Below are 24,907 nucleotides of genomic sequence, written 5' to 3'. Positions count from 1 at the left end.
TCGGCCGCCGGTCCCGGAAAGGTCGCAGTCCTGTCGCAGGCAGGCTCATCTCGAGTGAAGCGGATTCTGGCCGAACGAAGCCAATGTGCGCCGGGGACGGGTCGCCGGTTCATCGAGGCGGCACGGGCAAAGCCCAGCACTCTCTGATCTCTGCATAGCCGTTGGCGACTGCGGTGCCCCGGCTGGGATAGTCGGCTTGTGCCGAACCTCGACTTCTACGCCGTTGACGATGATTGGGCCGCGGTCCTTGAGACCGTCTTCGATCTCGGCTTGTTCCGTGTCTTCGAGTCGGACTCGGAGCCGGACCGTGAACTGCGCGAGTTCCACGCTTCTGCGGAGGTCCCTGACGGCCGGGCGGGACGAAGCCTGGCGTTGTTCGCCATCGGGTCGGGGCCGGGGCCACTCGCGAAGAGGATCGAGTTTCTTCCAGGAGTGCATCCCGACGCCACCTTCCGGTACTGCTGCGAAGGCTGGGGGCTCATCCAGCTTCACCATGGCTGGGTGTCCGGGACGCAGCAGCTGCGGTGGAGCCATACGAACCACAACTCGGAGAAGCGGGCTGCGGCCTGGTCCACGACCTTGCAGCGACTCGGTGACCCCGCCGAGTGGAACTGGGCGACGGTCACCAGCGCCTCCGGCAGGCTCAACCGCGCCATTCGGCGGATGGCCGTGACCAAGATCGGCTCGCACCCGGTCCTGCCGGACGCGGCGCGTTTCATCGACCACAACGGCTTGCGCTACGAGTACGGCACGGGCGTCCACGCGACTCCGGTCGCCGGCATGAGACGGCCGTGACCGGGCACTCGCGCCCAGGTTCCTGTTCGGCGGTGGTTTCAGGCCGCTGCTCGGCAGGCGGGACGTGTCACCGGTGGGGGAGTGCGCCTCCGCTGTAGCTCGGTGCTCAACGGGGCGCTTCGGGCGTCAACGGGTTTTTGAGCGCTTTCCCGAGCGAGGCCAGCGCTGGTCCCGCGGCGGTCAGCTTGTCTCGTTCGTCCGGAGAAAGGTTCTCCAGCACGACGGCGAGCAGCTCGGCCCAGGAGCTCTCGATCCGTGCCATGCCGTGCTGTGCGTTCATCGTCGGAAACAGCCGTACCGACCGTCGGTCGTCCGGGTCGGGCTCGCGTTCCACAAGCTCGCGAGCGACCAGGTTCCGCACCACGACGCTGGCGTTGCTGGTCTGCAACCCGAGCTCACGCGCCATCGTGCTCAGGGGAGTGCCCGGGGTGTCCATCACGTAGCGCAGCACTTCCAGCTCCGATGGCGGGAGTTGATACAGCCCCGTCTCGGCGACTCCTCGCAGCCGTAGTGCACGGGACAACCCGTACAGGCCGGGTACCAGGCCTCTCGCCTGCTTGAGTCGCGCGGCGTTGTCATCGGTCACGGCACCAGTGTACCGTTAGTTATACTTATATAAATATAACTAGCTGGGAGACTTTGGATGCCCCCCGTCAAACCCGCCGGCGCGCTCATCGCGGTGCTGGCCCTGTTGTCCTTCGTGCTGCCGATGGCCACCGACCTGTACCTGTCGGCGTTCCCGCGGATGGCCGAGGAACTCGGCACCGATGCCTCCGGTGTGCAGCTCACACTCACCGCGTTCTTGATCGGACTGGCGGCCGGGCAACTCGTCCTCGGCCCGCTGTCCGACCGGTACGGACGCCGGGGCCTCCTGCTCGCCGGAACCGCCATATGCGCGGTGAGCACGGCCCTCTGCGCTCTCGCTCCGACGCTGGAGTGGTTGGTGGCACTGCGTTTCGTCACCGGTTTCGCCGGCGCGGCCGGGGTGGTGCTCGGTCGCGCCGTCATCTCCGACATCGCCACCGGCGCCGCCGCGGCCCGCCTGTTCGGCATCCTGATGGCCCTCGGCGGCATCGCGCCGATCGTCGCGCCACTGGCAGGCGGAGCGGTTTTCGAGGAATTCGGCTGGCGCGCCGTCTTCTGGCTGCTGGCCGCGGTGGTGATGTCGATGTTCGCCGCGGCGTTCTTCCTGATCCCGGAAACCCTGCCGCGAGAACGACGCCACGCCAAGGGAATCGCGACTACGGTGCGCGCGGCGGCCGGAGTGCTGGGCAACCGGGTCTACCTCGGGCACACCCTGGTCTTCGTCTTCGCGTCCGGAGCGCTGTTCTCCTATATCTCCGCCTCGCCCTTCCTGTATCAGAAGATGCTCGGCATGAGTGTCCAGGAGTATTCGGTCATCTTCGCCGCAGGGGCACTGATTGCCACCCTTTCCAGTGGTGCCAGTGCCAAACTGGTCGGCCGCGTCCATCCGTCGGTGCTACTGCGGATCGGTTTGGTGGCCATGTCGGGCTCCACGGCGGTGTCCTTGCTGATCGCGACCATCGGGAAATTGACCCCGGTCAGCGCGTTGTCGCTGCTGGCGATCACCGGTGCCGGCCTCGGCCTGGTATTCGGCAACGCCACCGCACTGGCGATCGAAGCGGTCCCCGAATCCGCCGGAACCGCGTCGGCAATGTTGGGAACACTCCAAAGTGGCTTGGCGCACTCGCCGCGCCCCTGGTCGGACTCGGCGGCCAGCACACCGCGATTCCCCTCTACCTGGCCATGACGGTGTGCTCGGTCGCGGCCCTGCTGTGCGGGTCGTTCCTGGTGGGAGAGAAGGCGAAGCGGTCGCAACCCGTGCGGTTCACGCCCGCATCTTGAGGTGACACTCGTTCGGACGTCGCAGGGCGGCGATCGACCGCGGTGATCGACGGTCTGTTCGACGACACCCGTCGAGCGGCCCGGGCCAGCGCGAACATCGTCGTATGGTCGGAGAACGCGGCCAGATCTCCGCGGCAGGAGCACATCTACCTGCTCGTCGCGGACTACGTCCATCTGCCGGATCCCGCCTACGGGCGGGACGAGACGCATCTCATCGCCCCGGATGGCACGATCGCGTGGACCTACGAGAAGGCCCATCCGATTCCGGTGCTGGAGGGCTATACACCCCGGTGACGCGACAGTGCCCGTGGTGAGTACGGCTTACGGCCGAATCGCCGGCGTGATCTGTTACGACGCCGACTTCCCCGACATGATGCACGTGGACGCCGACCTCATGATGGTGCCCGGAGGCGACTGGCCAGAGTTCGGCCGGGTACACACCGAGATGTCGAGCCTGCGCGCGCTCGTCGGCGACATCTTCGCCTGGCTGTGCCTGGCGGGCACGATCGCCCTGATCGGCCTAGGCGTCGATCCCCGTCGCTGATCAGCCGAGCCGGAAACAACGTCATCACCGTGCGAAGCGAATCACCCACTCACGCCGTCGAGCGGGCGTCAGTGGCAAACGCCCGCTCATGCCGATGACATGAGGCCGCTCCGGCAGGATGACGGCATGTCAGAACACAGGTACATGCCGAACGAGTTGCTGGGGAGGCTGGTCGGGTCGCGGCTGTACTCGGTGAACTTCGTGTACGACTACGTCCAACTGCACTTCGACCGACCCGCTGGTGACCAGCCCATTCTCACCTGCGACGCCATGCCGACGGTCATCGTCGTCAACGGCACGTACACCGACGGCAGTCCCGGCTACGCCGACGCGCTACGGTCCCTGATCACCGCAACGGTCGTCTCCACCGAGGAAGCCACCGGTACGGGACTGAGCCTCGAACTCGAAAAGGGCAGTCTCGCCCTGCACCCGACGCCGGCCGAACTCACCGGACCCGAGATCGCGAACTTAACCGGCTTCACAGACGGCAAATGGATGTGCTGGCGCCCTGGCGAGGACTCCTTCGAAGACCTCGCTTGAATCAGCCACGTCATCAGCACACGCCACGGGGGAGTTACGGAGACCGCGCCATCGCTACCGGGCAAACATCCGTTCATGCCGCTGAGCGAATAGTCGCGCTGCTGGTCGCGGACGACTTCCTTAAGGTCAGTGAACAGCGCGGTAGGTGAACTGTCCGTTGGGCGCTAACTCGAGCAGGCGATCCAGGGTGTGGACGGTCTGCCGGCCCCACATCTTGGACAGCAGCCAGGTGGTCTCGCCGTCGTGCAGGGGATGTTCGGTGAACCAGCGTCCCAGGTTGTTGTGGAACGCCGAGTACTTCCCGCTGAACTTCTCGACAAGCTCGTCGCCGGTGAGTACTCCGTCAGCCGAGATGAACCTTGAGTTCGGCAACGCCTCTACCAGAGCAGGCATCGAAACGCCCGCGGTGTGCAGCGCGGACACCATTTCCAGTACCGCCCAGCGCTTGCGCAACGGCTTCGATTCGCCGTCCGGGCTTGACACCACGTACTGAGTCCAATCCCGCCCATCGCTGGACGCGCGAACCGCCTGCTCGCGCCGACGAAGTTTCACGGTGAATTCTTCCGCTTCCGGCAAGGGAACCAGCTGGGTGATGTCCAGCAGCAGACGATCCCCCACTCGATGCGGAACCAGCCGGACGCAGGTGATGTCAAGGTTGTAGGTCGTGGTGAGCCAGAGAACCGTGGTGGTGATCTCGCTTCCAAAGCCGGCGGAGACCAGCACGATGCGCACGTCCCCGGACAGCGCCGCTTCGTCGCCGTCCGCGTCCTCCAGCCAGGCGGCCAGCGTGTCACGGGCGGCATCCTGTTGGGTCGGATCCACCCGGGCCAAGTGCCGCTCGAAAACCTCGACCAGCTGCTCAAAGATCATCGACGAGACCATTGCCGCGTACCGGAGGGCCTGAAGGTCCATATGCCCGCCGTCATGGGTGCGTTTGAGCTCCACGACGACAAGACGGCCTTCCCTGTCAACGCACAACAGGTCGATGCGCCGATCGCTTCCTTCGAAGTCACCGAACTCCTCGGCAACTACCAGCAGCGTGTCGTCGATGGTGGCGATGTTGTCCCGGAGAAGCCGCTGCAGATCCCGGCGCTCCCACACACCCTCCGTGGCGAAATCGGTCGCCGGTACCGCGACCAGCTCCTCAGCAGTCATCTCGAACAACGTCATACGCTCCGCCTTCACTACATACGTCACGATCCGCTAAGTACGTCGCTGACGAGCAGCACCTTGCAACAGGACGAGTAGTGTCAGAGGGATCTCGACGTGCACCTGTGTGGAGAGAAGGGGTTCGATGGGCCGTTTTCCTTTCGGGCAACCCGCGACGCGCAGGCCACCGCGGGTCCCGGCGTCCGGCTCTGCCGCTGTGATTGTGTTGGGTGTCTATCCCAGCGCTTTGCACGTCCAGTGGCGGCGGCCCGACGGCGTGACAGTGGGTGCGCTGGCCGTGGACGATGAACCAACGGTGTTCTGGGACGGAGCAGACGAGACCTCGCGCATCAAGAGTTGGCAGGACGCCGTGGGATGGACGCCGCGTTGGGGATCAGTGGCCGCAGCGGGTGGGAACGGCAGCTCCGGGCGACATGTTGTCGACCACGTCTTGGCCCCGCTTGTTGTCACTCCCGACGAGGTCTGCTTCACCGACTGCCTGCCGACCTACTTCGTCAAATCCGGCGCCTCGTCTCAGGCCGCTGCCATACACAGCGCTTACGACCCGTTCGCCATCGAACAGAACCCACCGCTGCCGCGCGCCGATCTGCCTTCACGCCCAACTCCGGCCGCACTGGTTCGCCGCGCGGTCGCCGAGGAAGGGTCCACACTTCGGGCGCAGATCACAGACGCTGGCGCACCGACGATCGTGACGCTCGGCCAAGAAGCCGCGGATGTTCTGGCCGCGATCACCTACACCGAACGCATGAGGCTCACGATCAACGCGGACTACGGCCGCGCATGGGCGATTACCGTCAACGGACGGCAGATGCGATGGCTGCCACTGATCCACCCAGGAAATCGCAGTCAGAGCTGGAAAACCCGGCACCAGCAGTGGACGCAGGCGATGGCCACCGATGGGCCGCAGAACAACTCAACCGCCGTATAACCAACCCCTATCTCACGACACTCCCGAACACCTACACCGCAACACCACCACGGTTGCGGAACGCACGCACATGCCGCGATGAGAGTGATAGCCGGGAAGCGGGTAGCCTGCCCTCGTGGAATTCGTTGTTGCCGATGACGACGTGTGACTCTCCGCGTTCGGCGTTTTCCTGAAGGCCGAAGAGGCGTCGGGCGACGATTGGGTGCGGGAAGTGCGGGTACCCCCTCCGCGGCCGGGGAGCTCCATTTCTCTTGGGACGTGCTTCAGCAGAGCGTCCGCGTCCGGTACACGCGGGCATCGGACCTCATTGTCGACGTTTACCGCAACAAGCGACCCTTCTCACGGTCGGCGACCGCAAGACCGGTCCAGTCGTCGTGTTGGAGTACTACGCGGAAGGTTGCCGCGGCCGAGCATTCGTGAGGACGCAACCAACGCTCGCTTTGACCGACACATTCCTGCGGACCTGACTGTCCGCTCACGCCGCGGGGCGGCCGACGGTCGACCAGGCTCGCCCGGGCCGATCCGAGGATGGACGATCGCTGTAACGCCGGTGCGGTAGTGCAGGATAGAGTCCCCGTGGATGTCCTGGCATGGCTCTTGGCTGCACAACCATCTACCTCGCCGAGCGGGCCGAGTCCCACGTTGGGTGTATCGACCGCATCGGGCTGGGTTCCAGCAGCGACCCTTGTAGCAGCTCTTATCGCGGCGATTGTGGCCTGCATAGGTGCTTTCCTTCAGCGAAGGTCGGGGCGTGAGGCAGCAGAGGCAGCCCACCTCTCCGCGGCTGCTTCTCAACGTGCGGCGGAGGCGGCCGAGGCGTCTGTAGAGTTGAACGACCGGGTCTCCACAGGTAATGCATCTCGAACTGAGGCCGACTCACTCGCAAAGCGTTACCAGGACGCCGCGAGCCAGCTCGGCCATGAGAAGGCGATAGTTCGCCTGGCCGGAGTGGTTGCGATGGCGCGGCTGGCTGACGACTGGCCCCAGCAGCGGCAGATGTGTGTGGACGTACTTTGCGGCTACCTGCGGATGTCCCCATCTGCGATAGTGGAAAATAAAGCTACGGAACGCGCCGAACACGAAGTTCGAGCGACAGCTATTCGGCTTATTTCCGCGCATACTTCCCGATACGGTCGGCACGATGAATTTGCCGTGCCCAGTTGGTCGACGTGCGAGTTCGACCTGTCTGGGGCTGCGATTCGCGATCTGGACTGGATTGGCCTCTCATTTGAGAAGCGTGTTAATCTCACCGGGGCGACCTTGATCGGGGAATGTCGAATCGTCAATTGTCAATTTGAATACGCCGGTATTCTGCTTGACAAGCTTGCAATCAAGGGAAACCTTGAAATGTATCGGATTGGTGCGCGCGAGTGCGGCGTTTCGCTTGACCGAACTTCGATTCATTCGACGGGACACCTTTTGATCAGCCTACAGGGAGACCCTGCAGCAAAATGGGAAATGCGCAACATTAGAATTAGCGGACAGCTGACAGTCTACGTTAGTCCTGATGTGCACAACGATAGTGTTGTACTGCGTGACGCGGAGGTGCAAGGGGGAGATGTACTACTCCACTGCGGCGGTCACGAACTGAACGTAGAGTACTGCAACAAGTTTGACGCGCCCCACTTGGATTTCTCGGGATGGAATGTTCGAAGCGGAGGGAGCGTGCGAATTGACAGTCAACTGATGGATATCTGGTCTGCCAAATGGCAACCGCGAGAAATTGACCAAGACGCCAACGTACTGCTGGCCGCCAAACTCGCAGGCCCCGAATAGGGTGACGGTGATACTGCCCCTCGGCGAGATGCACTTGTCTGCCGACGAGCGGATGTTCGGTCCCACCATCGGCAGGTTCCGTAACGGATCGATGGTGTCCGCCAAGCCGGGCGAGCGGGTGTACCCGGTGTGCCGGGGCTGACTTTCCCTGGGGTGCGGCATAGCCACAAGACCTGGCTGATTGCCAGATCGAGCACTACCTGCCCCGGCCATGCTCGGCTCGGTGATCCGAAGATCGTTCGTCTCGCTCCTCCCTGATCCGCCGCGTTGCTAACGTGGCCGAATGGGAATTCTGGACCGGATGCGTCGTACCCGAACGCGATCGGCCGCGGCCGAACCGTCGATCGACGACCTGTATCTGACCCTGCGGGCTCCCGTCTTCCGTGACCCTCACAGCGGCGACCCCGGCCCGCTCGACCCGCACGGCGACCTCATCAGGACCGCGGTGCTCGGGGGCGACACCGCGGCGGCCTGGCGGTTCCGGCCGGAACTCGATCTTTTCCAGCCGTGGCTGGTCTTCGAGGAACCGAGCGGTGAGAACCATGTAGTCACGCCGGAACTGCTGGAGAAACTGGGCGTGGACCGGGAGACCGCGATCGAGCGGGCGCGGGCCACCACCGCCGGACTGCTCGGCGGAACCGGCGGGGCCGAGGTGAAGATCGGTGACGGCGGTCCGGCGAAGAGCTTCGCCGCGCGGTCCGTGCGGAGTTCTCGCCGCACCATTCCGCTCGTGGCCCGGCCATGCTGGAGCCGTGGCGGAATCGGGTGCCGGGTGAACTCATCGTACTGCCCGCCTGCGACGACGACATCATGATCATCGGTGCGGACGGCGAGTATCTCGAAGCCATGGTGAGCAGTGCGATCGGCCACTTCCGGTCTTCAGGACCCCGGCGGCTGTCTCCCGCGCCCTACGCGATCGTCGACGGCGCACTCAGCCCGTGGCGGCCGCCGGAGGATTCACCGGCATACCCGACGGTGCGCGACGCCGAGGTGATCCAGCGGGTCGTCGCGTACGCCGATTTCATCGAGTACCTCCGTGAGCACCTACACGGTGTCGAAGCGGACGTCGCGGCGGCGCAACGGGGCGAGAATGCAAAGACCTCGCTCCCGTTCAGCTACAGCTCCACGACCCTGGTCGGCCCGACCCAGTATCTTCCGTTCGTCGAGTACGTCGGGTTCGAAAACCTGGACCCCCAGCAGGACGACTGGGCCTGGATCCCCTTCGGCAGGCTTCGCGACCTTCCCGGCGCGACGATGACGCCCGCCTGGCAGTACGGCCTGCCGGTCGTCCGCTTCGAGCCACCCGCGGACCCCGGCACCCGGCGGCAGATCTCGGCCGCGCTTCGCGAGTACGCCGAAAATCCTTGGTGACGTCGTAGGTTCAGGAACGGGTGGTCCCGTCGGTCGAACTGGCCGGCTGGCCGCCCAGTTCGACCGCACGGCGTACGTCGTCGGAGTAGGCCTCGGGTTGTTCCCAGGCTGCGAAGTGACCGCCGGCGCGGTGTTCCACGTAATCGCGGATGTTCAGGAGCGCCTCGGCGTGTTCGGGCGCGTCGACTGTTCGGCGATGTACCCGCCCTCGGTCCGGAACCACCGCGCCGACCGGTCGAGGTAGGCCACCGCGTCCGGCGCGAGCGTCGCCGGGTCCGCTGTGAGCGCACGCCGCGGAGCGACGTTCGTGAGATGCAGGGCGGCTACCCGGTCCGGGTGTTCGCCCGCGAGGATCTCCGCGACGGTGCCACCCACGCCGCCGCCGGACACCGTGTACCGCGAGTAGCCGAGCTTGTCCAGAGCATCCGCGACGATCGCGGCGATCCGGTCGACCGCCATGCCGGGAACGGTGAGCGGGGCCGCGAACGGGAAGCCCGGTAGCGCGGCGACCACCACGTGCATATCCGCGAGCAAAGGCAGGACGCGCTCGAACCGCAACACCGAGTCCGGCCAGCCGTGCAGCAGCACGACAACCGGAGCATGGGGATCGGCGGACCGCTGGTGGATCACCCGCAGGTCGGTGCCGCCCGCCCGCACCGTCACCCACGGAAACTCGCCGATACGGCGCTCGTGCACGCCCCAGTCGTAGCCGTCGGCCCAGCGTTCGAGCAGGTCGTCGATGTGGGTGCCGGTGATGCCGCGTGTCCCGTCGTCACAACGCCAGTTCGCCCAGTACGGGTTCACGGTCAAAGGCGTTGCCGACGCGGCCGGGGTGTCGCCCAACCTCATCACGCGCTACTTCGGTGGCAAGGATGGCCTTTTCCTGGCGGCGACCCGAGTGGAGATCCCGGTCTCCGACTCTTTCGACGGCGACCGTTCCGCGTTAGGTTAGGTTCGCGCTTCGCGGCGAGCATCGTCGCACGCTGGTTCGATGGGCCCGGGGAAGATCCGCCGCTCGCGCTGCAACGCGCGTCCGGCGAACGCCCGGAGGCGGCGGAGGCGCTGGCCGCCTTTCTCGACACGAACTCGTTGGAGCCGCTGCACCGCTACCTGCGCGATAGTGGCGTGGCCAACGCCGACGCCCGCAGCCGAGCCGCCGCGATCGACGCCTTCGTGCTCGGCGTCTCGACCCGCCGCCGGATCCTGCGTGCCGAACTCGGCGACCCCGCCGATCTTCAGGCCTGGCTGAGCACCACCATCCAACGCCTCGCCGACGGGCGCTGCACGACAGCGGGAAGTGCTGGGACTTCGCTTCCTGTCAGCATCCGCGGTCGGGTCGGCGACATCTGGCAACTGCCGTGGTTCAGATGGGCCAGCGGGCGCGGACGATTCCGTCGTCGTCCGGTCGCACGGCCACCAGCAGCGGGTTGTGGTCGTCGGTGATGAGCGACAGGAGGCTGGCCGCACGTGCGCCGGCGAACTTTTCGGCCAGGACCGCCCGGTCATCTCCGTCGGCGTAGAAGCCCTGGACGCGGCCGTCCGCGTGCTCAATGACGGCCCAGCCGAGGAATTCTGGCGACATCGTGCGCAGCACTGCTGGGACATCGGTGGACAGGTCCGGCCATACGTTCATCAGGGCGCGCGGACCCACGGTCGGCACGGTGTCGGCTGTGAGCCGATGCCAACGGGAGTGGTTGCCGACGACCTGCTCTTCCAACAGGACCCCGCCGCGCTGCGCCACGAGTGCCGCGACCTTGGCCCAGAACGCCGCGTCCGCCGGACGCGATTCGCACGGCTCGCCGTCATCCGGGTCGTAGGGCGAGCCGTCCACCGGTTCGGCGAACAAACCGTTCGCGGTGGTCAGCGCGACCGCACGTCCGCACGGTTGGTCGCTTCCGATGTACAGGTATTGGTCGTAGCCGACGTGGACGAAGAACCGGTCTTCGGCCTCGAGTCGGCACCAGGCGCCGTTGTCGCGCAGCATGGCGCGCACGAGTTCACACCCGACGTCCAGGGTGATCTGTGCGCCGTCGTGGTAGCCCGTGAGGTCGGAGGGGAACAGCCCGTGTAGTCCGTGGCCGTCGACAGGCGGCTCTACCCCGAAGTGGACGAATCCGCTGACCGCGGGTTCGCGGATATTCAGCAGGGTCACGCCGGTGTCCTCAGCGAAGGCCGTCACGGCGGCGAGGTAGGCGGCCTCCACCGGACCATGGTCGCTCGACACGTCCTCGGACCCGCGGTACGCGCCCCGGTCGTCGCGATCGGCTGGGTCGTATTTGGTGATCCGGTGGACGTACGACGTGCTCATGATCGGCTGGGCCGTCCTTCGAAGCGCGGATGATCGATTCGGCCACGTTAGCCGCGCCACCACGCCGACAGCGACCCGATAAACAGCAAGCCCCGAGTCCTGTCATGCCGATGAGTCACAGCCGGGTGGGAAGAAGAAACCGGCCGACGGCGAAGTGGTGGTGAAAGCTGACCGTCGACGGGAAGGATCCACATGTCAGAGGCGGACATATGACGGCGGGAACGGGCGAGCAGGTGACCGATGCCGACCTGGCCGCCCGGTTGCCTCAGGACCCGGAGCTGTTCACCGAAGTGCACGATCGCTACTTCGCGGCGATCTACCGGTATGTGGCCGGCCGGCTGGACGCGCAGACCGCGGAGGACATCGCCGCGGAGACGTTCCTCGTCGCGTTCGACCGGCGCGGCACGTTCGACGCCGAACGCGGTGAGGTGCGGGTCTGGTTGTTCGGCATCGCCACGAATCTGGTGGCCAGGCACCGCCGCAGGGAGGCTCGCCACTATCGGGCGCTGGCACGGGTGAGCGTCGCGCCGGTGGTCGAGGGGCACGAGAGCAGGGTGGTCGCGTCGGTGGCCGCCCGGCGGCTGCTTCCTCAGCTCGCGAACGCGCTGTCGCGGCTATCCGCCGGGGAGCGGGACGTGCTGCTGCTCGTGGCGCTCGGCCAGCTCGGATACGAGGAAGTGGCCGCGGCGCTCGGTATCTCCTCCGGCACGGTCGGTTCCCGGCTCAACCGCGCACGCAAGAAGCTCAACTTCATCCTCACCCCGGAGGCACTCGATGAATGACCTGCAGACGCTGCGCGCCGCGCTGGCCACGGACGAGCCGTCCCAGGACGTGGTCGACCGCAGCAGGCACCGGCTCCAGAACCGGATCCGCGGCGGCCGGGTTTCCCGGCGGCGGACCGGATGGCTGATCGCGGGGGCCGGGCTCACGGCGGCCGCCGCTGCCGCCGTGGCGATCGCGGCCATGCCGGCCGCACCGGTCGACGGTCCGCCGGTGCGAACGGTCAGTGGGCAGGAGATCCTGCTCGCGGCCGCCACCGCCGCCGAGCGTTCCCCCGAGGGGGCTGGCACCTACTGGCACGTGAAGGTGACCGAGGCGGACGGCGCCGCTGCTTCGAGTGGGTACGAGTACTGGATCAAGCCGGACGGTCAGTCGTGGATGCGGGGAGCGAAGACGGGAGGCAAGGTCACGCCGATCGGGGCGCATTCGGCCACCCCGTTCTCGCTGGTCGCCGTCGACCTGACCCTCGAGCAGTTGCGTGCCCTGCCGTCGGACCCGGACGCGTTGAAGGCCTGGATCGCCGAGGCCCTCGAGCGCAGCGACGCCAGGACGAGCGCGGGCAGGCTCACCGCGAGCGACCGGGAACAAGCCGGCTTCCAGTCGTTGATCTCACTGGTGTCCACACTGCCGGCCACGCCGGAGGTCCGGGCCACGGCCTTCCGCCTGATCGCCGCCTATCCAGGTGTCGAAAACCTCGGTGCGGTGCCGGGCGGGCATGGCCTGTTGCTGCCCGAGGGCGAGCGGCTCGTCGTCGATCCGGCGACCGGACGGGTGAACGGGACGTCGGTCTTCGTCACCATGGACGGGGCGGTGTACAAGGTGGCCAACCCCGCCGGCGTCGGGATCAACGCCGAGTGGACCGACACCCTGCCCGGGTAGCGGATCGGTGGCCGGGAGCGTATTCCGCTCCCGGCCACTTCCGCACCCCGCATGCGAAATGAGTTGCCTCCCCGCAACTCGGTAAGTGAAAATGGTGGCTGTTGTTGTACTTTCTCATCCTGGACCTCATAAAGTCGTAGGCGAAATGCCGTAGTAGCGGTTCGAGAATTTGGCCCATCAAAGATACTGCTCAGTTCGAAGTATGATGCGCCAGAGTGAACTTTCTCGACAGTGGACTGGCCATGACGGACAATCGGATCCGCGCGGCACCCTGCGGCAAGCTCTTGTCGCGCTCAGTTCCCGCTCCCATCATTCGGCGAAAAGGAAATCTATGCATGACGATGATGAGCCGGTAGGTCGTGTGCTCGGTAGGCGGCAGGCGTTGATTCTGCTCGGCGCCGCCGGTGCGACACTCGCCGCCGCTGGATCCGCGACGGCGAGTGCCACCACCACCTCCACCGCAGGCGCACCCGAGATCTGCACGCTGGATTGCGTGGTCAAGCCAGAGCAAATGGAGGGCCCATACTTCGTGGACGAGCGGCTCAACCGCTCCGATATCCGCAGTGAGCCGGCCACCGGACAACTGGTTCCCGGCACCGCGCTGGCAATCAACTTCACCATTCAGCAGATTCGCCAGCAGGTGTGCACGCCACTGCCGGGAGCGATGATCGACCTCTGGCAGTGCGACGCGTTCGGGCTGTATTCGGACATTCCGTCGCAGGGAAGTTCCGGCCGCCGATTCCTGCGCGGCTACCAGAATACCGACCAATCGGGGGTTGCCCGGTTCACCACCATTCTGCCAGGCTGGTATACGGGACGTACGCTGCATATCCACGTCAAAATTCGTACCACCGGAACCAACGGTCGGCCGTACGAGTTCACGTCGCAGCTTTACTTCACGCCCGAGTTCGGCGCGGCCTATCTGCGGACCGAACCGTACCGGCGGAAAGGTCCGGCCGACACGACCAACAGCCGCGACTCGATCTACCGCAGTGGCGGAGCTCAAATGCTGTTGCGACCACAGCAGGTCGGAACCAGCTATACGGCGGACTTCGCGGTCGGGCTCGACCTGGCGAACACCCAAGTCGGCCGTCCCGACTAGCGCGAGTCCTGCTCTGCACCTGAGAGGTCACAGCGGACATGCCGTCCGCCGCGCAGCCACGGGCTGATGCGGCGGACGGCATGTCCGTTCTTCGGATCGAAGGAGACCAGGCGAAAGCTGAATCCGGCCGCGCTCGATGCGTGGCCGGAGCGGGGGCAGGCCCCGGTCCGATCGAGCGTGGACCGGGGCCATCAGTGGGAAGGGCCGGCTCAGAACCAGTGGGCGCGGCCGCCCACCTTGCGTCCCGTGCCGCCGAGGATCGCGAGAACGACACCCACGACGGCGAGTACGGCGCCGATGGTGGTCAGCACGGGAATGCCGACGATCAGGCCGATCACGAGGATGATGACTCCGAGCACGATCATGGTGACTCTCTCTTTTCTTTGCGCGGCCGGAACGAATCCGCCGCCACGATTGGGGACCGTTGCCTACCTGTTCCCCTGCCTGTGCCGCGCCAAACATCGGAGCGGGAGGTTTCGTCCGTCCGCCGGTGGGTAGATGTCGGGGAGTCGTCGTGAAGTTTCGTTGGAGGATCTTCGTGCTGTTTCGCAGGAAAGCACTCGTGCCCGTTGGTGATGTCGAGCGAGCGATCGCCGTGCTGATCGCTCGTGGGGTCAGTCGTGGGCGGGCGGGCGCCGAGTTGAGGGAGATGGCGCGCCGGCGGCACATCTCGCTGTCACGCTGTGCGGCCTTGGTGGCGCGATCCGCGTGTGCGGTTTGAACCACTCGCCCCCGTGGTACTGAAGGAGATCATCGCTGTCTTCCTGCGGAGGGGTGCTCGTGCAGATCCAAGTCAACACCGACCACAACGTCCACGGCGGCGAACGCCTGGCCACCTACGTGAAGACGGATCTGGAGAGCAGCCTGTCCAGGTTCGTAGGGTGGTTGACCCGGGTGGAGGTGCACCTCAGCGACAACGGAGGTGCCAAGGCGGAAGACAAGAAGTGCGTGATCGAAGCGCGCCCCGGAGGTAAACAACCCGTCGTGGTCACCCATCATGCGGCGACAGTGGACGACGCGTACGCCGGTGCGGCGCACAAACTGAGGAGTCTGCTGGATTCCCAGCATTCCCGCGCCCACGACCACAAGGGCAGCGAAAGCATTCGCCACATGGCCGCCCCGGAAGATCCTGAACAGGTCGGCGTGATCGAGAGCGAAACGCAGGCTACGACCACCAGCTGACTTCGTTGTTCGCCGAGCGGGTGTACCGGGATCCGGTGCACCCGCTCGGTCGTCCTGACGAAGGCCCAGCGTCAGCGACTTCACCGATCAGAAATCCTCCGCCGCGGCGTCAGTTCTGGTGACCGCCTCGCCCCGGTGGAAGGATCGATGACCATGACCGACGCTGGACCGCTGGGCGCTGACGAGGCCACGTTCATCGCCGTGGCCCGCTCCGGCGATACGGCGCGGTTCGCGCTCATCACGGAGCGCCACCGGCGTGAGCTGCGGGTGCACTGCTACCGGATGCTCGCGAACTACGAGGACGCCCAGGACATGACGCAGGAGACGTTCCTGCGAGCGTGGAACAAGCGGGAGTCGTTCAAGGGCCACGCCGCGCTGCGGACCTGGTTGTACCGGATCGCGACGAACGCCTGTCTCGATTTCCTGGAGAAGCGCAACGACCGCACACCCGTACCGGCCGGGCTGTCGGACCCCGGCTCCGAGCTGCTGTACCTGCAGCCGTACCCCGACCGGATGCTCCCCGAGGACCCGCAGGAATCGGTGGTGGCGCGGGAGACGATCGAACTGGCGTTCATCGTCGCCGTCCAGCACCTGCCGCCGCGGCAGCGGGCGGTGTTCATCCTGCGTGACGTCCTCGGCTGGCCGGCGTCGAAGGCCGCCGAAGCCCTCGAGCTGACCGTCGCCTCGGTGACCAGCGCACTGCAGCGGGCGCGCGTGACGATGCGCGAACAGCTGCCCGACCGCCGCCTCGACTGGCGGAGCCCCGCCACCCACGAGCTGTCGAATGACGAGCGAGGCGTGGTGAAGTCCTACATCGACGCCCACGAGCGCAACGACCTCGACGAGCTGATGTCCCTGCTGCGCGATGACCTGCGCTTCGCGATGCTGCCCGAGTCGGGCACCGTGCTCATGACGGCCGAGGACGCGGTGGACGGCTGGGTCTCCGGTGGGCTCTTCCAGCGCGGCCACGACGACTGGCGCGGTATCGCCACGACCGTCAACCGCATGCCCACCGCCGTGTTGTACCTGCGCACCCGCGACGACCCGGAGTACCGGCTGTTCGCCATCGCGGTCCTGCACATCGTCGACGGGAAGATCGCCGACCTCACCGGATTCGACGCCGCCGGCAAACCATGGCTGGGCCTGCCGCAGACACTGTGATCACCCAAGCCCCCATCAGTGCCGCGTCTCGTATCGGGTCATCACCACGCCGCCGGGAAAGGTCCGCGTCTCCACCAGGGTCAAGTTCACCCAGCTGTCCAGCGCCGTGAAGAACGGGGTGCCGCCGCCCACCAAGACCGGCACGGTGACCAGTACGTACTCGTCGATCAGCCCGGCCCGCATGGCCGCCCCGGCGAGCGTCGCGCCGCCGATGTCCATCGGGCCGGTGTCCTCGGCCTTGAGCCGGGTGATCTCGGTGACCGCGTCGCCGGTGACCAGGCGGGTGTTCCCGTCGACCGTGCCGGTCGTCGAGGAGAACACCGCCTTCGGCATGTCCCGCCAGCGACGGGCGTACTCGATCACCGCCGGTGTGGCGCCGGGCTGCTGGTCCGCGGTCGGCCAGTGGGAACTCATCGCCTCCCACAGCTTGCGCCCGTACAGCGCCAGGCCCGTCGCCGCCACCCGGTCGGACCACCACTGGAACAGCTCGTCGCTCGGTGACGAGTCCGGTCCCTCACCCTCGCTCCAGCCGAGGTCGTCGCCGGGCGCGGCGATGTAGCCGTCCAGGGTCACGTTCATGCCAAAGGTCAGTTTCCGCATGCGTCAGCCTCCGTGAGTCGATCTCACACGTACAGACGGGCGCGGCGCGGAAACCTCATCGGGCCCTGCGGCGAAGATCCGGGGTGGACTAGCGTAGAAGGCATGGCCGAGGTTCGTGTTGGTGTGGTGTTCCGTCCGCAATTGCCGCCGGAGGAGCTGCGGGAGACCGTCGTGGCGGCCGACAAGGCCGGTATCGACGAGCTGTGGCTGTGGGAAGACTGCTTCCTCGAAGGTGGTCCCACCAGTGCCGCGGCCGCGCTGGCCTGGAGCGAGCGGCTCACCGTCGGGATCGGGCTGATGCCGGTGCCACTGCGCAACCCGGCCGTCGCCGCCATGGAGATCGCGACGCTGGCGCGGCTGTTCCCCGGCCGGTTCGTCCCGGCCGTCGGGCACGGGGTGCTCGACTGGATGGCGCAGGTCGGCGCCCGGGCCGCGTCGCCGATGACGTTGCTGCGCGAACACGCCGACGCCGTCCGGCGACTGCTGCACGGCGAGACCGTCAGCGTGACCGGGCGCTATGTGAACCTCGACGCGGTGGCATTGGACTGGCCACCGGTGCAGGTCCCGCCGCTGATCATCGGCGCGCGGGGGCCGAAGACCGTCGCGCTGGCCGGAGAGGTGGGCGACGGCGTGCTCCTCGACTCTCCGCTCGCCACCCCCGAGTTCGTCGCGTCGGAGAAGGCCCGTGCCACGGAGGCCGCACGGGCCGCGGGACGGCCGGCGCCGCAGGTCGTCACCTTCGCGGAGATCGAGCAGGACGCGCCCGCCCTCGGCGACCGGGCCCGCGCCTTGATCGCCGAACTGGGCGCGGCCGGCGCCACCTCCGTCATCCTGCAAGGCACGTCGGAGCACCCCGACCCGGGCCCGCTCATCGCCGCGCTGTCCCGCTGACAACCGGGCGGCCCTCGTCGGTCACGGGTTTGCGCTGGCGGCCAACTCTCGGAGTGAGGGCGCGAGCCGCTCGGCGTAGGCCGGATCGACCTGCTCGGCCTCGGTCAGCAAAGCCTCACACGCGGCAGTGAACGCCCGGCTCAGCTCGGCGGGGTCCACCGAGCGCACCAGCGCGTCCATGATCGGGTCGGCCGCCTCGGCGGGGAGATCGTCGATGCCCCGGCCTTGTGTGGCGGGCACATCGTGGCGCAGGCAAGCGAGAGTGAAAATCCCGTCGCGCATTCCGCTGATCATGTATTCCGCTTGCCGGACTCGACGCCTGGCGATGCTCGACCTGGCATGCAGCGCGTAGAGCCAGGCCCAGTCGATGAGGTCCCTCGCCATCGGTGACTTGGTCTTCTCGACATCATTCGCTTCACCGAAAAGCACTTCGAAGCGCGGACCGGTCGCGCCGAAGTCTTCGTCGTGCCAGAACGCGATATCGACTTGGAGAGTGCCGGGCAGCAAGAACACCCTGAACAACGTGTTTCCCGCCCGCACATCCAGATGGGTGATCGCATGGTGTTTCCGATAGAGCGATTCGGTCCATAGTGCGACGAATTCGTCGTAGTCGACGTCGGGAGCCAAGCGCAGCGCCAAGTCGATGTCCGACCAGCGGTACCAGCGAGACGCGAACCCTGGTCGTTGTGAATGCGACCGCTGGTCGCGTTCGCGGTCGGTGGGCTTCGCCGTGCCACTGGCCACTGTGGACTGTCCGGTTGCGACCTGTGGCACGGCTGAGCGCTATTGGCCGGTTTTCTCTTCCAGCGTACGGCGTCGAGCGGTCACCTCGTCGGGGTCGTCCCCGAGGACCAGTAGCTGCAAGGTGCTTTGCCGGATCGGATTGTCCGTGTGGCCGGTGTCATGACCGGCCACGACGAGCAGGCCACCGGCGGCCAAGGCCGGGCGGATCTCGGCGAGCAGGTCGGTGAGTGCGCCGGTGACGGTCAGCTTCACGGATTCTGCGGGGTGGTCAAGGGCGTCGGGGCGGGCGGACTGCATCGCCAGCAAAGGGATCGAGCCACTGGTGATCCGGAAGTTCAGGTCGAGTACGACCTGCTGGCCGTCCTGGGTTTCGGCGCAGTCGAGGCTGCACAGGCCGCGGTAGCCGACATCGGCCGCGCGCTGGGTGATCGCCAGGCATTCGGCGAGCAGTTCGGCGGGAGGAGTGGTGACCGCACCGAATCTGCCGCCGGCATAGACCCCGATCGCGTCGACGCGTTGTTCGGTCACGGCGAGCAGGCGGGCCCGCGCGTCCGCTGCCACGTAGAACTGCAGGCCCCAGTTACGCCGGATCTGCAGGTATTCCTCGACGACGAACTCGTTGAGGACATCGGTGAACGCCGGCAGCATGATCTGCTCGTCGGCCTGGTGCAGATAGACATCGAGGCTGCCGCCGTGCGCGTCGTTGGTCGCGGCCTTGAGCACCCACGACTTCTCCGCCGGTGCCGCCTCCGCGAGTTGCCCACGGGTCACGACGCTGCGGTGCGCTTGGAAACGCGGATCGACCAACGTGGTGATGCTGGCTTTGTTGTTCAAATAGCCGACGAGTTGCGCGCTTTTGAGCGCGCGTTCGTCCGGGCACAGCGTGGTCGGCTGCGGGTATTCCATCGACATCAGCAGGCCGTCGGATATCGCTTCGGTCACGCGGGTGGCGAATTCCCTTTCGGTTCGGAACTCGCGCAGGTCGGTGCCGACAGGCAGGCCGCTGTCGCGCAGGTGTGCCAGCAAATCCGGGTCCGTGCCTCCGGCGCTGCAGATCACGGGCATGTCGGCCGCGACAGCGATCGGCCGCGCGGAAACCACGTCGCGGGTGTGGCGGTGCCTGTTCACAGGTTCGGTGGCGGCCAGTTCGGGGCGTGCGCAGACGGCGATGCCGGGACCGTACACATCGGTGAGAGAACGAGGAGCGCTGACGGCATGCGGCAGAACGACGGGAACAGTGATGGAGGGTCTCCTGTGGAGTGGGTCGGACCGGTCAGAACCGGCTGTGGCATGCGAGGAGATCCGAAGAGGAATGACAGCGTTGGCCGATCGACGGCCGCTGCCTGATCACCATGCTACGTCCTGACCTGGTGTAGTGGGCAGGCGTGCGATGGGCACAAGTGGGGCTCGATCTGTCGAGCCGGTGTTTTCTCATGCCGCGGCCCTCTTGCGCAGCACGGTCAGTGCGATGGCCGCGCTGATCGCGGAGACGACGGCGCAGGCGAGGGCGATCGCGTTGAGTCCGCTGGTGTAGGCATCCCCGGCGGCGGACAGCAGCCCGGCGGCGGCGTCGCCGGGCAGGGACTGGGCGGTCGTGACGGCGTTCTCCATGCTTTCCGCGGCGGGCCCGCCGCCGGGTATCTCGACGACCCCACGGTAGACGGCGTTACCGAGGCTGCCGAACAGGGCGATGCCGAGCGCGGTGCCCAGGTCACCGCCGATGGAGGAGAGGGCCGCGGCGGATCCTCCCCGCTCCGGTGGGGCGGATCCGACGACCAGGTCGGTGCCGAGCGCGCCGAGGGTGCCGACGCCGACGAAGACGATCACGAAACCGGTCACCAGCAGCGGCATCCCGCCCGGTTCGACGAAGGCGAGCAGCAGGTAGCCGAGTACGCCGACGAGCAGGCCCGCCCCGAGGACGGTCCCGAGTGGATACCGCTTGGCGACGATCGGGGCCAGTTGCGCGGCGACGATCGACGCGAGGGCCGCGGGCACCAGCCACAGGCCCGCGTCCAGCGGCGAGAGCCCTTCGACCATCTGGAGGAACCCGGTGACGAAGAGGTACGCCCCGCCGGTGCCGATCATCGTGACGACCAGGATCACCAGCGCCGCGGCGAACGCGCTGATCTTGAACAGGCTCAGGTCCAGCAGCGGGTCCGCCAGTTTGCGTTGCCGCCTCACGAACACCGCGCCGAGGACGATGCCTGCGACGAGCGCGGCGACCGGTGTGGTCGCCAGGCCGTGGCGTGCCAGCTCCTTCAGCCCGTAGATGGTCAGCAGGATCGCCGCCAGCGACAACACGACACTGACCAGATCGAGCCGTTCGGCGTGGGGATCCTTGTATTCCGGCAGCACGAGCGGGGCGACGATCAGCAGGACCACCATGACCGGCACGCCGATCAGGAACACCGAGCCCCACCAGAAGAACTCGAGCAGCGCGCCGCCGATCACCGGTCCGAGCGCGGTGCCTCCCATGAAGCATCCGGCCCAGACCGCGATGGCGCGGCCGCGCTGGGCCGGGTCGTGGAACAGGGTGCCGATCAGCGCGAGGGTGGACGGCATCAGCGTCGCGGCGGCGATACCGAGCAGCGCGCGGGTGATGATGAGCTGCTCGGCGCTGCCGGAGAAGGCGGCCAGCACCGAGGTGACGCCGACGGCCGCGGCGCCGATCATCAGCAGCTTGCGGCGGCCGACCCGATCCCCGAGCCTGCCCATGGTGATGAGGAAGCCGGCGATCATGAAGCCGTAGATGTCCATGATCCACAGCGTCTGGGTGCCGGTGGGACGCAATCCCTCGGCGAGATGCGGCAACGCCAGGTACAGAACGCTCTGGTCGAGGGCGATCAGCAGGGTGGGCAGGGCCAGCGCGGCGAGCCCCAGCCATTCTCGGGTCCCGGCTTTCCGGATGCCGGTTTCCTCGGTGTTCGATGACATGCCCGAACGGTGCGCCGTGCCGCTCCTGAGCCGCTCTCGGTTCGCTCTCGGTCCGGGGGTTAGCCTGGCCGTATGCGTTTCGGAGTGCTCGGGCCACTCGTGGTGTGGGCGGCCGACGGGGCGACGGTGGCTGTCCCCGAGCGGAAGGTCCGTGCGCTGCTGGCCTGTCTTCTGGCGCACGCCGGACACCCGGTCTCCGCCGACCGGCTCGTCGAGTTCCTGTGGGGCGCCAAGCGGCCGAGTGATCCGCTCGCCGTGCTGCAGACCAAGGTGTGGCAGCTGCGGCGAGCGCTGGAGGACGCCGAGCCGGGCGCGCGCTCCCTGGTGGTGTCGGGCCCGCTCGGCTACGAACTGCGGGGCGGCACGGACGCCGACCACTTCCAGGAACTGTTGACCCGGGCCCGCAAGGCCGTCGAACCACACGTACGGGCCGTTCTGCTCGCGGACGCGCTGGCCGTCTGGCGCGGGCCCGCGTTCGCCGACTTCGCTGACGAGGAGTTCGCGCGTGCCGTGGCCGCCCGGTGGGACGAGCAGCGGCTGACCGCGATCGAGGAAGCCGCCGAGACTCGTGTCGAGCTGGGCGAACACGCGCTGGTGGCCGACGAGCTGGGAGACCTCGTCGCCCTGCATCCGCTACGGGAGCGGTTGCGCGCGGTCCACGTCCGGGCGCTGTACCTGGCCGGACGGCAGAGCGCCGCGCTCAGCAGCTACACCGATCTGCGCACCCGGCTGGTCGAGGAACTGGGGGTCGATCCCGGCGCCGAACTCACCGCGCTGTACCAGGCGATCCTCACCCAGGATCCGGCGCTGGCCGCCCCGCCCGCCCCCGCGGCCACCGTGGCCCGTCCGCCGGCGGCGCTGCCCGCCCCGCTGACCGGCCTCGTCGGCCGCGACGAGGCGATCGATGAACTGTGTCCGCTGCTGGGCGCGCATCGGCTGGTGACGCTGACCGGGCCCGGCGGCGTCGGCAAGACGCGGCTGGCGTTGGCTGTCGCCGCACGGCTCGGCAAGGAGTTTCCCGGCGGTGTCCACCTGGCGGAGTTCTCCGCGCTCGATCCGTCACCGGGGCGGACCGAGGTGACCTCGGTGGTCGACGCGGCACTCGGGGTCCGCGACGATTCCGGGAAGCCGTTGCCGTGGGCCGAACGCGTCGCACGCGCCGTGGGTGACCGGCCCACCCTGCTGATCTTGGACAACTGCGAGCACGTCGCCACGCCCGTCGCGGAACTCGCCGAGCAGTTGCTGAAGGTGGCGCCTGCCCTGCATTTCCTGGCCACCAGCCAGCTCCCGCTCGGTGTCGCCGGTGAACGGCTCAGTGAAGTGCCTCCGCTGGTACGCCCGGCGGATGAGGCGGGCCTGAGCCTTGAGGAGATACGCGGGTTCAGCGCCGTGGAGCTGTTCGTGGCGCGAGCGGCGGCGTCCGCGCCACGGTTCGTCCTCGACGAGACCACCGTCGACGCCGTCGTCTCCCTCTGCCGCCGCCTCGACGGGCTTCCCCTGGCGTTGGAGATGGCCGCGACCCGGGTCCGGACCCTGGGCGTGCACGAACTGGCCGCCCGGCTGGACGACCGTTTCCGCCTGTTGGTGAGCACGCGAGCCGCCCCGGCACGCCAGCGGACGCTGCGGGCGGTCATCGACTGGACTTGGGAGCTGCTGGGCGAGCCGGAGCGGGTGGTGCTGCGGCGCCTGGCCGTGCACGCCGACGGCTGCACGCTCGCCGCGGCCGAGGAGGTCTGCGCGGGAGACGGCGTGGACCAGGAGGAGGTTCTCGACCTCCTCGCCCGGCTGGTGGACTGTTCGCTGGTCGTTCTGATCGACACGCACGACGGCGCCCGGTACCGGATGCTGGAATCGGTCACCGCCTACTGCCTCGAACGGCTGACCGAAGCCGGTGAGCTCGACGCGCTCCAGTTCAGGCATCGCGCGTACTACACGGAGCTGGCCGAGCGGGCCGAGCCGCGGCTGCGGGGGCACGGGCAGCGCCGGTGGCTTCGCCTGCTGGACGCCGAGGCCGCGAATCTGCGGACCGCGTTGGAAGGCGCCGTACGGGCCGAAGACGCCGGACACGCCCTGCGCCTGGTCAACGCGATGGCCTGGTACTGGTATCTGCGCGGGCGGAACGGCGAGGCCGAGCGGTCGCTGGCGCTGGCACTGTCGGTCGGCGCCGACGCGCCGCCCGCACTGGTGGCCGGTGCCACGAGCCGGCTGGGCGGCGTCCGGCTGCTGCACGGCGGAAGCGCCGACCCGGTCGCGAAATGCCGCGAAGCGCTGCGGCCGTACGAGGAGATCGACGACCCGCTCGGCAGGGCTCGTGCCGAATGGTTCCTGGGGTTGAACCTGTTCGCCATCAGCGATGTGTCGCCGAGCCGGAAGCTGGCCGAATCGGCGCTGGCGACTTTCCGGTCGCTCGACGACCGATGGGGCACAGCCGCCGCGCTGAGCAGCCTGGCTTTCTACGCCATGCTTGTGGGGGACTTCGACGCGCTGCGGCGCCACGGTGAGCAGAGCCTGGAGCTCTTTCGTGAGCTGGGTGATCAGTGGGGGCAAGTGAAGGCCATGGAGCCGCTCCAGGCACTGGCCGAGTCGACCGGCGACTACGAACGCGCCGGACGGCTGTGCCGTGAGGGCCTGCGCATGGCCGAGGAGCTCGGGCTGTGGACGGAGGTGTCCTTCCGGCTTTCGGGGCTGGGCCGGATCGCCTTGCTCACCAGGGACTATCCGCGAGCCAGGGAGTTCCACGAGCGCGGGAGGCTGCTCGCGGTCGAGCTGTCGAACGTGGTCGCCGAGTTGTTCGCCGAGATCGGGCTCGGGATGGGAGCGCGCCGGGAAGGCGACCTCGATGCCGCGGAGACACACCTGCGGAACGTGCTCGACCTGCACCGGAAGATGGCGCACGAAACCGGTCTGCCCGCGTTGATCCTCGCCGAACTGGGATTCGTCGCCGAGCTGAGGGGCGATGCGGCTTCCGCGCTGAAGCTCCAGCAGGAAGGCCTGTCCGTCGCCCGCGGCACCGGGGATCCCCGCACGATCGCCCTGGCACTGGAGGGCCTGGCCGGTGCACAGGGACTGGCGGGCCACGCCGGAGAGGCGGCGAGGCTGCTCGGACAGGCCGAGGCGGCCAGGCGTTCGGTCGGGATGCCCCTGCCCGCCGGTGAACAGGACGACGTCGATCGCATCGCGGCGCGGGCGCGCGATGCCTTGGGTGAGGCCGCGTACGCCGCCGAATTCGCCCGGGGCGCAGACGGTCATTCCTCGTGATCGAGCGTGTGAGCCGATGACGTCGGAGTTTTGAACCTGCGGTAACAGAGCGTGGGCCGGGTGCGACTGGGGGAGGGG

Annotated in this window: 27 protein-coding genes; 18 read left to right on the top strand and 9 right to left on the bottom strand. The window is 67.4% G+C overall.

Annotation, left to right across the window (positions count from 1 at the left end):
- Window positions 1-198 precede the first annotated feature (198 nt).
- On the top strand, window positions 199-795 hold the full coding sequence (locus ACZ5IK_RS16660) for a hypothetical protein (RefSeq protein ID WP_465488460.1): 597 nt from the start codon (window positions 199-201) through the stop codon (window positions 793-795).
- A gap of 106 nt (window positions 796-901) precedes the next feature.
- On the opposite strand, the gene ACZ5IK_RS16655 is transcribed toward ACZ5IK_RS16660, so the two are convergent.
- Window positions 902-1,381 carry a MarR family winged helix-turn-helix transcriptional regulator gene (locus tag ACZ5IK_RS16655; protein ID WP_465488459.1) on the bottom strand — a complete coding sequence of 160 codons (480 nt, stop codon included), beginning with the start codon at window positions 1,379-1,381 and terminating at the stop codon, window positions 902-904.
- A gap of 57 nt (window positions 1,382-1,438) precedes the next feature.
- On the opposite strand from ACZ5IK_RS16655, the gene ACZ5IK_RS16650 reads away from it, so the two are divergent.
- The 4 genes from ACZ5IK_RS16650 to ACZ5IK_RS16635 all read left to right on the top strand — a co-directional run bounded on the left by ACZ5IK_RS16650 (window position 1,439) and on the right by ACZ5IK_RS16635 (window position 3,745).
- Window positions 1,439-2,566, top strand: coding sequence for a multidrug effflux MFS transporter (locus ACZ5IK_RS16650; protein ID WP_465488458.1), 1,128 nt, complete (start codon window positions 1,439-1,441; stop codon window positions 2,564-2,566).
- 137 nt (window positions 2,567-2,703) lie between these two features.
- Window positions 2,704-2,955: a hypothetical protein gene (locus ACZ5IK_RS16645; RefSeq protein WP_465488457.1), complete on the top strand. Its 252-nt coding sequence runs from the start codon at window positions 2,704-2,706 to the stop codon at window positions 2,953-2,955.
- 16 nt (window positions 2,956-2,971) lie between these two features.
- The gene (locus tag ACZ5IK_RS16640) at window positions 2,972-3,205 is read left to right on the top strand and encodes a hypothetical protein (RefSeq protein WP_465488456.1); all 234 of its coding nucleotides are present in this window, start codon (window positions 2,972-2,974) and stop codon (window positions 3,203-3,205) included.
- 126 nt (window positions 3,206-3,331) lie between these two features.
- Window positions 3,332-3,745 carry a hypothetical protein gene (locus ACZ5IK_RS16635; RefSeq protein WP_465488455.1) on the top strand — a complete coding sequence of 138 codons (414 nt, stop codon included), beginning with the start codon at window positions 3,332-3,334 and terminating at the stop codon, window positions 3,743-3,745.
- Window positions 3,746-3,871: 126 nt separating this feature from the next.
- Here the strand turns inward: ACZ5IK_RS16635 and ACZ5IK_RS16630 are convergent, their stop codons facing one another.
- Window positions 3,872-4,915, bottom strand: coding sequence for a hypothetical protein (locus tag ACZ5IK_RS16630; RefSeq protein ID WP_465488454.1), 1,044 nt, complete (start codon window positions 4,913-4,915; stop codon window positions 3,872-3,874).
- Window positions 4,916-5,192: 277 nt separating this feature from the next.
- Between ACZ5IK_RS16630 and ACZ5IK_RS16625 the strand changes: the two genes are divergently transcribed.
- The 4 genes from ACZ5IK_RS16625 to ACZ5IK_RS16610 all read left to right on the top strand — a co-directional run bounded on the left by ACZ5IK_RS16625 (window position 5,193) and on the right by ACZ5IK_RS16610 (window position 8,990).
- The gene (locus ACZ5IK_RS16625; protein WP_465488453.1) at window positions 5,193-5,843 is read left to right on the top strand and encodes a hypothetical protein; all 651 of its coding nucleotides are present in this window, start codon (window positions 5,193-5,195) and stop codon (window positions 5,841-5,843) included.
- Between the two features lie 828 nt (window positions 5,844-6,671).
- Entirely contained in the window at window positions 6,672-7,619 is a 948-nt protein-coding gene (locus ACZ5IK_RS16620; RefSeq protein ID WP_465488452.1) for a hypothetical protein, read from the top strand.
- 301 nt (window positions 7,620-7,920) lie between these two features.
- The gene (locus ACZ5IK_RS16615) at window positions 7,921-8,433 is read left to right on the top strand and encodes a hypothetical protein (RefSeq protein ID WP_465488451.1); all 513 of its coding nucleotides are present in this window, start codon (window positions 7,921-7,923) and stop codon (window positions 8,431-8,433) included.
- Window positions 8,385-8,990, top strand: coding sequence for a hypothetical protein (locus tag ACZ5IK_RS16610; protein ID WP_465488450.1), 606 nt, complete (start codon window positions 8,385-8,387; stop codon window positions 8,988-8,990). The genes ACZ5IK_RS16615 and ACZ5IK_RS16610 overlap by 49 nt, the downstream gene beginning before the upstream one ends.
- A gap of 153 nt (window positions 8,991-9,143) precedes the next feature.
- Here ACZ5IK_RS16610 and ACZ5IK_RS16605 read toward each other — a convergent pair whose 3' ends face one another.
- Window positions 9,144-9,839 carry an epoxide hydrolase family protein gene (locus ACZ5IK_RS16605; protein ID WP_465488449.1) on the bottom strand — a complete coding sequence of 232 codons (696 nt, stop codon included), beginning with the start codon at window positions 9,837-9,839 and terminating at the stop codon, window positions 9,144-9,146.
- Here ACZ5IK_RS16605 and ACZ5IK_RS16600 point away from each other — a divergent pair.
- Together ACZ5IK_RS16600 and ACZ5IK_RS16595 are read left to right on the top strand one after the other, a co-directional pair.
- Window positions 9,745-9,942, top strand: a complete 198-nt coding sequence (locus tag ACZ5IK_RS16600) for a helix-turn-helix domain-containing protein (RefSeq protein WP_465488513.1) — start codon at window positions 9,745-9,747, stop codon at window positions 9,940-9,942. The two genes, ACZ5IK_RS16605 and ACZ5IK_RS16600, sit on opposite strands and share 95 nt — an antisense overlap.
- A 20-nt stretch (window positions 9,943-9,962) precedes the next feature.
- Window positions 9,963-10,433, top strand: a complete 471-nt coding sequence (locus ACZ5IK_RS16595; RefSeq protein ID WP_465488512.1) for a TetR/AcrR family transcriptional regulator — start codon at window positions 9,963-9,965, stop codon at window positions 10,431-10,433.
- Here the strand turns inward: ACZ5IK_RS16595 and ACZ5IK_RS16590 are convergent.
- On the bottom strand, window positions 10,354-11,298 hold the full coding sequence (locus ACZ5IK_RS16590; protein ID WP_465488448.1) for an RNA-binding protein: 945 nt from the start codon (window positions 11,296-11,298) through the stop codon (window positions 10,354-10,356). The genes ACZ5IK_RS16595 and ACZ5IK_RS16590 overlap by 80 nt on opposite strands.
- A 209-nt stretch (window positions 11,299-11,507) precedes the next feature.
- Here ACZ5IK_RS16590 and ACZ5IK_RS16585 point away from each other — a divergent pair, with 209 nt between their 5' ends.
- The 3 genes from ACZ5IK_RS16585 to ACZ5IK_RS16575 all read left to right on the top strand — a co-directional run bounded on the left by ACZ5IK_RS16585 (window position 11,508) and on the right by ACZ5IK_RS16575 (window position 14,059).
- On the top strand, window positions 11,508-12,080 hold the full coding sequence (locus ACZ5IK_RS16585; RefSeq protein ID WP_465488447.1) for an RNA polymerase sigma factor: 573 nt from the start codon (window positions 11,508-11,510) through the stop codon (window positions 12,078-12,080).
- A complete protein-coding gene (locus ACZ5IK_RS16580; RefSeq protein ID WP_465488446.1) occupies window positions 12,073-12,957 on the top strand; it encodes a CU044_5270 family protein in 885 nt (294 codons plus the stop codon). The genes ACZ5IK_RS16585 and ACZ5IK_RS16580 overlap by 8 nt, the downstream gene beginning before the upstream one ends.
- A 331-nt stretch (window positions 12,958-13,288) precedes the next feature.
- A complete protein-coding gene (locus ACZ5IK_RS16575; RefSeq protein WP_465488445.1) occupies window positions 13,289-14,059 on the top strand; it encodes a dioxygenase family protein in 771 nt (256 codons plus the stop codon).
- Between the two features lie 209 nt (window positions 14,060-14,268).
- Here ACZ5IK_RS16575 and ACZ5IK_RS16570 read toward each other — a convergent pair whose 3' ends face one another.
- Window positions 14,269-14,424 (bottom strand): hypothetical protein, encoded by a 156-nt coding sequence (locus ACZ5IK_RS16570; RefSeq protein WP_101607226.1) that lies wholly within the window; start codon window positions 14,422-14,424, stop codon window positions 14,269-14,271.
- Between the two features lie 415 nt (window positions 14,425-14,839).
- On the opposite strand from ACZ5IK_RS16570, the gene ACZ5IK_RS16565 reads away from it, so the two are divergent.
- Together ACZ5IK_RS16565 and ACZ5IK_RS16560 are read left to right on the top strand one after the other, a co-directional pair.
- Window positions 14,840-15,241 (top strand): HPF/RaiA family ribosome-associated protein, encoded by a 402-nt coding sequence (locus tag ACZ5IK_RS16565; RefSeq protein ID WP_465488444.1) that lies wholly within the window; start codon window positions 14,840-14,842, stop codon window positions 15,239-15,241.
- Between the two features lie 153 nt (window positions 15,242-15,394).
- Window positions 15,395-16,402: an RNA polymerase subunit sigma-70 gene (locus tag ACZ5IK_RS16560; protein ID WP_465488443.1), complete on the top strand. Its 1,008-nt coding sequence runs from the start codon at window positions 15,395-15,397 to the stop codon at window positions 16,400-16,402.
- 15 nt (window positions 16,403-16,417) lie between these two features.
- Here ACZ5IK_RS16560 and ACZ5IK_RS16555 read toward each other — a convergent pair whose 3' ends face one another.
- Window positions 16,418-17,002 (bottom strand): dihydrofolate reductase family protein, encoded by a 585-nt coding sequence (locus ACZ5IK_RS16555; RefSeq protein ID WP_465488442.1) that lies wholly within the window; start codon window positions 17,000-17,002, stop codon window positions 16,418-16,420.
- Between the two features lie 102 nt (window positions 17,003-17,104).
- Here ACZ5IK_RS16555 and ACZ5IK_RS16550 point away from each other — a divergent pair, with 102 nt between their 5' ends.
- Window positions 17,105-17,893 carry an LLM class flavin-dependent oxidoreductase gene (locus ACZ5IK_RS16550; protein ID WP_465488441.1) on the top strand — a complete coding sequence of 263 codons (789 nt, stop codon included), beginning with the start codon at window positions 17,105-17,107 and terminating at the stop codon, window positions 17,891-17,893.
- A gap of 21 nt (window positions 17,894-17,914) precedes the next feature.
- On the opposite strand, the gene ACZ5IK_RS16545 is transcribed toward ACZ5IK_RS16550, so the two are convergent.
- The 3 genes from ACZ5IK_RS16545 to ACZ5IK_RS16535 form a co-directional block, all read right to left on the bottom strand.
- Window positions 17,915-18,637: a nucleotidyltransferase domain-containing protein gene (locus ACZ5IK_RS16545; RefSeq protein WP_465488440.1), complete on the bottom strand. Its 723-nt coding sequence runs from the start codon at window positions 18,635-18,637 to the stop codon at window positions 17,915-17,917.
- 39 nt (window positions 18,638-18,676) lie between these two features.
- On the bottom strand, window positions 18,677-19,822 hold the full coding sequence (locus ACZ5IK_RS16540) for a hypothetical protein (RefSeq protein WP_465488439.1): 1,146 nt from the start codon (window positions 19,820-19,822) through the stop codon (window positions 18,677-18,679).
- Between the two features lie 246 nt (window positions 19,823-20,068).
- On the bottom strand, window positions 20,069-21,571 hold the full coding sequence (locus ACZ5IK_RS16535; RefSeq protein WP_465488438.1) for an MFS transporter: 1,503 nt from the start codon (window positions 21,569-21,571) through the stop codon (window positions 20,069-20,071).
- A gap of 72 nt (window positions 21,572-21,643) precedes the next feature.
- On the opposite strand from ACZ5IK_RS16535, the gene ACZ5IK_RS16530 reads away from it, so the two are divergent.
- Window positions 21,644-24,829 carry an ATP-binding protein gene (locus ACZ5IK_RS16530; protein WP_465488437.1) on the top strand — a complete coding sequence of 1,062 codons (3,186 nt, stop codon included), beginning with the start codon at window positions 21,644-21,646 and terminating at the stop codon, window positions 24,827-24,829.
- The last annotated feature ends 78 nt before the right edge of the window (window positions 24,830-24,907 follow it).

This window comes from Amycolatopsis sp. NPDC031561 (assembly GCF_055580625.1).
This window is presented reverse-complemented; position numbering and strand designations above follow the sequence as displayed.

Bases quoted from the DNA above. Each gene is read 5' to 3' on its own strand.
- ACZ5IK_RS16650 (WP_465488458.1), top strand. From the start codon at position 1,439: ATGCCCCCCGTCAAACCCGCCGGCGCGCTCATCGCGGTGCTGGCCCTG.
- ACZ5IK_RS16635 (WP_465488455.1), top strand. From the start codon at position 3,332: ATGTCAGAACACAGGTACATGCCGAACGAGTTGCTGGGGAGGCTGGTC.
- ACZ5IK_RS16630 (WP_465488454.1), bottom strand. From the start codon at position 4,915: ATGACGTTGTTCGAGATGACTGCTGAGGAGCTGGTCGCGGTACCGGCG.
- ACZ5IK_RS16615 (WP_465488451.1), top strand. From the start codon at position 7,921: ATGCGTCGTACCCGAACGCGATCGGCCGCGGCCGAACCGTCGATCGAC.
- ACZ5IK_RS16600 (WP_465488513.1), top strand. From the start codon at position 9,745: ATGCCGCGTGTCCCGTCGTCACAACGCCAGTTCGCCCAGTACGGGTTC.
- ACZ5IK_RS16605 (WP_465488449.1), bottom strand. From the start codon at position 9,839: ATGAGGTTGGGCGACACCCCGGCCGCGTCGGCAACGCCTTTGACCGTG.
- ACZ5IK_RS16590 (WP_465488448.1), bottom strand. From the start codon at position 11,298: ATGAGCACGTCGTACGTCCACCGGATCACCAAATACGACCCAGCCGAT.
- ACZ5IK_RS16585 (WP_465488447.1), top strand. From the start codon at position 11,508: ATGACGGCGGGAACGGGCGAGCAGGTGACCGATGCCGACCTGGCCGCC.
- ACZ5IK_RS16580 (WP_465488446.1), top strand. From the start codon at position 12,073: ATGAATGACCTGCAGACGCTGCGCGCCGCGCTGGCCACGGACGAGCCG.
- ACZ5IK_RS16575 (WP_465488445.1), top strand. From the start codon at position 13,289: ATGCATGACGATGATGAGCCGGTAGGTCGTGTGCTCGGTAGGCGGCAG.
- ACZ5IK_RS16570 (WP_101607226.1), bottom strand. From the start codon at position 14,424: ATGATCGTGCTCGGAGTCATCATCCTCGTGATCGGCCTGATCGTCGGC.
- ACZ5IK_RS16560 (WP_465488443.1), top strand. From the start codon at position 15,395: ATGACCGACGCTGGACCGCTGGGCGCTGACGAGGCCACGTTCATCGCC.
- ACZ5IK_RS16555 (WP_465488442.1), bottom strand. From the start codon at position 17,002: ATGCGGAAACTGACCTTTGGCATGAACGTGACCCTGGACGGCTACATC.
- ACZ5IK_RS16550 (WP_465488441.1), top strand. From the start codon at position 17,105: ATGGCCGAGGTTCGTGTTGGTGTGGTGTTCCGTCCGCAATTGCCGCCG.
- ACZ5IK_RS16535 (WP_465488438.1), bottom strand. From the start codon at position 21,571: ATGTCATCGAACACCGAGGAAACCGGCATCCGGAAAGCCGGGACCCGA.
- ACZ5IK_RS16530 (WP_465488437.1), top strand. From the start codon at position 21,644: ATGCGTTTCGGAGTGCTCGGGCCACTCGTGGTGTGGGCGGCCGACGGG.